6 protein-coding genes are annotated in these 3,610 nt (G+C 64.5%); 1 reads left to right on the top strand and 5 read right to left on the bottom strand.

Annotated elements, in window-relative coordinates; genetic code table 11:
• The coding region (locus BG842_RS09460; RefSeq protein ID WP_139136080.1) for a PLP-dependent aspartate aminotransferase family protein at positions 1-549 on the top strand (549 nt) is incomplete at its 5' end.
• A gap of 43 nt (positions 550-592) precedes the next feature.
• Here BG842_RS09460 and BG842_RS33050 read toward each other — a convergent pair.
• From BG842_RS33050 to BG842_RS09430, 5 genes are all read right to left on the bottom strand, one after another.
• A complete protein-coding gene (locus BG842_RS33050) occupies positions 593-961 on the bottom strand; it encodes a hypothetical protein (RefSeq protein ID WP_069450564.1) in 369 nt (122 codons plus the stop codon).
• A 273-nt stretch (positions 962-1,234) separates the two neighbouring features.
• The gene (locus BG842_RS09445; RefSeq protein WP_007983640.1) at positions 1,235-1,507 is read right to left on the bottom strand and encodes a ubiquitin-like small modifier protein 1; all 273 of its coding nucleotides are present in this window, start codon (positions 1,505-1,507) and stop codon (positions 1,235-1,237) included.
• A 52-nt stretch (positions 1,508-1,559) separates the two neighbouring features.
• Positions 1,560-2,024, bottom strand: a complete 465-nt coding sequence (locus BG842_RS09440) for a hypothetical protein (RefSeq protein ID WP_069450563.1) — start codon at positions 2,022-2,024, stop codon at positions 1,560-1,562.
• The gene (locus tag BG842_RS09435; protein ID WP_069450562.1) at positions 2,021-2,392 is read right to left on the bottom strand and encodes a hypothetical protein; all 372 of its coding nucleotides are present in this window, start codon (positions 2,390-2,392) and stop codon (positions 2,021-2,023) included. The genes BG842_RS09440 and BG842_RS09435 overlap by 4 nt, the downstream gene beginning before the upstream one ends.
• Positions 2,393-2,478: 86 nt before the next feature.
• Positions 2,479-3,444 carry an aldo/keto reductase gene (locus BG842_RS09430; protein WP_069450561.1) on the bottom strand — a complete coding sequence of 322 codons (966 nt, stop codon included), beginning with the start codon at positions 3,442-3,444 and terminating at the stop codon, positions 2,479-2,481.
• Between the last annotated feature and the right edge of the window lie 166 nt (positions 3,445-3,610).

Genomic DNA, 3,610 nt, shown 5'->3' with positions numbered 1-3,610 from the left:
AGCGACTCCATCGGCGGTGCCGTCGTCACCGATGACACCGACCTCGCCGATGAAATCGGCTTCCTCCAGCAGGTCGGTATGGGTAACATGCTCGCGCCCTTCGACGCCTTCCTGACCCTCCGCGGGTTGAAGACGCTCCCGCTCCGCATGCGTCAGCACGAATCCAACGCCGCCGAAATCGCCGCCTATCTGGACGAACACGAGAAAGTTTCGACCATCTACTACCCCGGACTCGAATCCCATCCGCAGTACGACCTCGCCCAGCGACAGATGGAGGGTGCCGGTGGCGTCCTCTCGTTCGAACTCGACGGCGAATTGCCCGACGTGGAACGCTTCGTCGCCGAACTGGACGAGTTCCCGCTGGCCGTCAGCCTCGGCGGCGTGGAGTCGCTCATCGAACACCCGGCGAGCATGACCCACGCGCCGCTGACGCCCGAGGAGCGCGCCGAAATCGGCATCTCGGATTCGCTGCTCCGCGTCTCGGTCGGCGTCGAACACCCGAAGGACCTCATCGCCGACTTGGAGTCCGCGTTCGACGCGATAGAATAGGATAGAAGGACCTCGAAACGGTATTTTTCGGGCACTGGCCGCGCTAGTCCGCCGTGCCGATGAGCACCGCGTCCCGAATCTCCAGCGCGTTCTCGAACTCTTCGGTCCGCCCCTCCTCCCGCCCGATTCGTCGGAACTGTTCCTCGTGTGCCCGTCGAACCGCGTCCCGCTCGCGGCGTTCGAAGCCGAGGCGGTCGCCGACCGTCTTCCAGTGGCCCGTCTCCACGAGGAAGACGCTCCGCTCGGGCGTTTCGTGAATCCGCTCGTACTCCCGTCGATAGTTGTCGATTCGCGGTCCGAGGTCGGCCTGCACCGTGGGAAGGAGTTCCGAGAGACGTTCGAGCGGCACGCTGGCTTTAGCACCCGCCAGCACGACGATTTGCCCGTCAATGGGATGGGAATGAGGGGTCATGGGTCGTCTTCCTACGGTGCTATCCCCCGCCCGCATCGCTTTCTGTGAAAACTTCGGGACGACAGAATCGAGGGACTCCTCGTCACCCTCGAAGGCGATGGTCACCTCGGTCAACTCCACCGTCGGGCCGATGCTCACCGTCTCCGAGGAGAGCGAGGCCTCCCACTCCTCGGCGACGACTGTCCCGTCGTCACGTACCTCCCCGCCGAGGTTTTCGAGGTACTTCCGCGCGAGTCGCTCACTGATTCCCCGGAAGGATTTCTCGCGTCTCATCTATCCACCTGCAACCGGGGGGAAGATGCTCAGCCTGTCGCCGTCCGAGAGGGAGGTCTCTCGACCGTCGATGTGCACGACGTCCTTTCCGTTTCGCATGATGGAGAGCTGTGGTCTGAGGTCGCCGTCCTCGAAGAAATCGAGGTCGTGGTACTCCTCGGTCAGCGATTCGAGCACCTCGCCGACCGTCGTGTCGTCCTCGTACTCCCGTTCCAGCGTCTTCTGTCCGACCGCTTCGCGGAAGTTCGCGAAGAACCGAAGGGTGAGTTCCATATCGGACAATGACCCGCGGCGACCATAAACGTCCAGTTCGCGGCGAGCGGTTTCACGGTCGCTTCGCGCCGAGCGCACCGACGACGACGCCAGCCAGCAGGAGGCAGACGACCGTACCCGCGAGCACGGGGATACCACCGTCGCCGACCAGCAGTCGGCCGAGTTCCGCGAGCGCGCCGTCGGTATCGACGAACAGCACCGCACCGCCGCCGAGAGCGGCGAGCGAGAGCACCGTCGCCAGAAGGCCGTGCATACCGCCGCGGGTCGAATCCCCGCCCGCGAACCGTCCCGCGGCGTAGCTGCCGAGCGGAAACGCGAAGGTACTCGCGAGTGCCGTCCCGCCGACGAGGGTGTCCGAAACGCGGAGGAGAACGAGGAGCGCCGGGGCGAGATGCGCACCGAGCGCCACGACCATGCCGACCGCGATGGCTCCGCCGTCGATTCGTGACGAGGGCGACGCCCGGCTTTTCGCCCGACGGACGCGGGTCAGCGGTGCGTCGCCGTCGTCGTCGCTCATCGGCCGGGACGGATACCGTCGGTGACGAGACGGGCGTTCCGCTCGCGGTCGATGTGCGACGACAGTTCCTCGTGGTCGTACAACTGCTGGATGAGCGATGCGTGGAGGTCCCGCCACGCCATCGCGTAGATGGGCGATTGCCCCCACGCGCGGAGTTCGGCGACGAAATCGTCGTACTGCTCCCAGCGACTCTCGAAGCGTTCGAGAACGTCCACGGCGGCGCTGGCGAGTTCGTCGTTCTCGTCGAGTCGGTTGAGTCGCCGTTCCCACCCGGCGACGGCCTCCTGCATGTCGCGCGCCGCCGAATCGCCGTCCTCCGGGAGCGAATTGATGATGGTCTCGGGTACCGAAAGCGAAATTTCGTCCATGCTACTCGATTGTTCGCTCTCCGTCAAAAACGCTTGGCTCGATTTTCGGGTCGGGGGATTTATGTGGACTTTTCGGGTCCGGCGACTTACGCGGACTTCGCGTTCGTCAGCCGTTCGAACTGGTCGTCGGACAGCGACACCTCGGTCGCGGCGAGGTTCTCCGCCAACTGTTCGACGGTTCGTGCGCCGATGATGGGCGCGGTCACCGCGTCGTGTTTCAGCAACCACGCGAGACTGACCTTGGCGGGCGTCGTTTCGAGTTCGTCGGCGACGGCTTCGACGACTTCGAGCACGTCGAAGTTCTCCTCGGTGAGGTAGCTGTCGCGGAACTGCTGGTCGGTCGCGCCGCGGGTTCCCTCCGCCGGTTCCTCGTTCCGAGAGTATTTGCCCGTCAGGAACCCGCCGCCCAGCGGCGACCACGGAATGATGCCGATGTCGTAGTCGTCGCACATCGGAATGTAGTTCGGTTCGACTTCGCGGTTGACGAGGTTGTATCGCGGCTGTGCGAGGCGGAACGGTTCGTACTCCATCTCGTTCGCCTTGACGACCTTCCACGCGTTGGGTTCGAGCGTCGAGGTGCCGAGGTAGTTCACTTTTCCGTCGCGGACGAAGCCGTCCAGGGTGCGCATGAACTCGTCGGCGGGCGTGTCGTCGTCCCAGCGGTGGATGTAGAGGAGGTCCACGTAGTCCGTCCCGAGGCGGTCGAGGATGAGGTCCATCTGTCGCCGGAGGTGCTTCCGGGAGAGACCCCGGCCGTTCGGGTCGTCCGTCCGCGTCGGCCAGTAGATTTTGGATGCGATGACGAAATCCTCGCGGTCGCGGTCGGCGAGCCAGTTGCCGATGTATTTCTCGCTCTCGCCGTCGCCGTACATGTCGGCGGTGTCTATGAAGTTGCCGCCCGCTTCGGCGTAGGCGTTGAGGAGTTCGTGGGCGCGGTCCTCGCCGATTTCGACCGTCCCCTCGTCGTTTTCGCGGCCGAATCGCCAAGTTCCGAACGCGATTTCGCTGACTTTCGTGCCGGTCGTCCCCAACGAGACGGTTTCGAGTCCCATGTTCGGGTCTATTCGTGGGTGGCGGTTAAATCGACCGAAGGAGAGACGACGGAGCGACAGCGGGGTGACAGTGGAGGCGTGCCAGCGGGGTGACGGAGGGAGAACGAGCGGGGACGGACTATTCCTGACCGTAGGCGTGTCCGACGAAGAGCGCGATGACGTTGCA

Source organism: Haladaptatus sp. W1, assembly GCF_001723155.1.
Taxonomy (GTDB): domain Archaea; phylum Halobacteriota; class Halobacteria; order Halobacteriales; family Haladaptataceae; genus Haladaptatus; species Haladaptatus paucihalophilus.
The sequence above is the reverse complement of the archived record's forward strand: the minus strand, read 5'-3'. Positions and strand labels throughout refer to the sequence as shown.

Coding starts and splice junctions, on each gene's coding strand:
- BG842_RS33050 (WP_069450564.1), bottom strand. CDS start 961: ATGACCCCTCATTCCCATCCCATTGACGGGCAAATCGTCGTGCTGGCG.
- BG842_RS09445 (WP_007983640.1), bottom strand. CDS start 1,507: ATGGAACTCACCCTTCGGTTCTTCGCGAACTTCCGCGAAGCGGTCGGA.
- BG842_RS09440 (WP_069450563.1), bottom strand. CDS start 2,024: ATGAGCGACGACGACGGCGACGCACCGCTGACCCGCGTCCGTCGGGCG.
- BG842_RS09435 (WP_069450562.1), bottom strand. CDS start 2,392: ATGGACGAAATTTCGCTTTCGGTACCCGAGACCATCATCAATTCGCTC.
- BG842_RS09430 (WP_069450561.1), bottom strand. CDS start 3,444: ATGGGACTCGAAACCGTCTCGTTGGGGACGACCGGCACGAAAGTCAGC.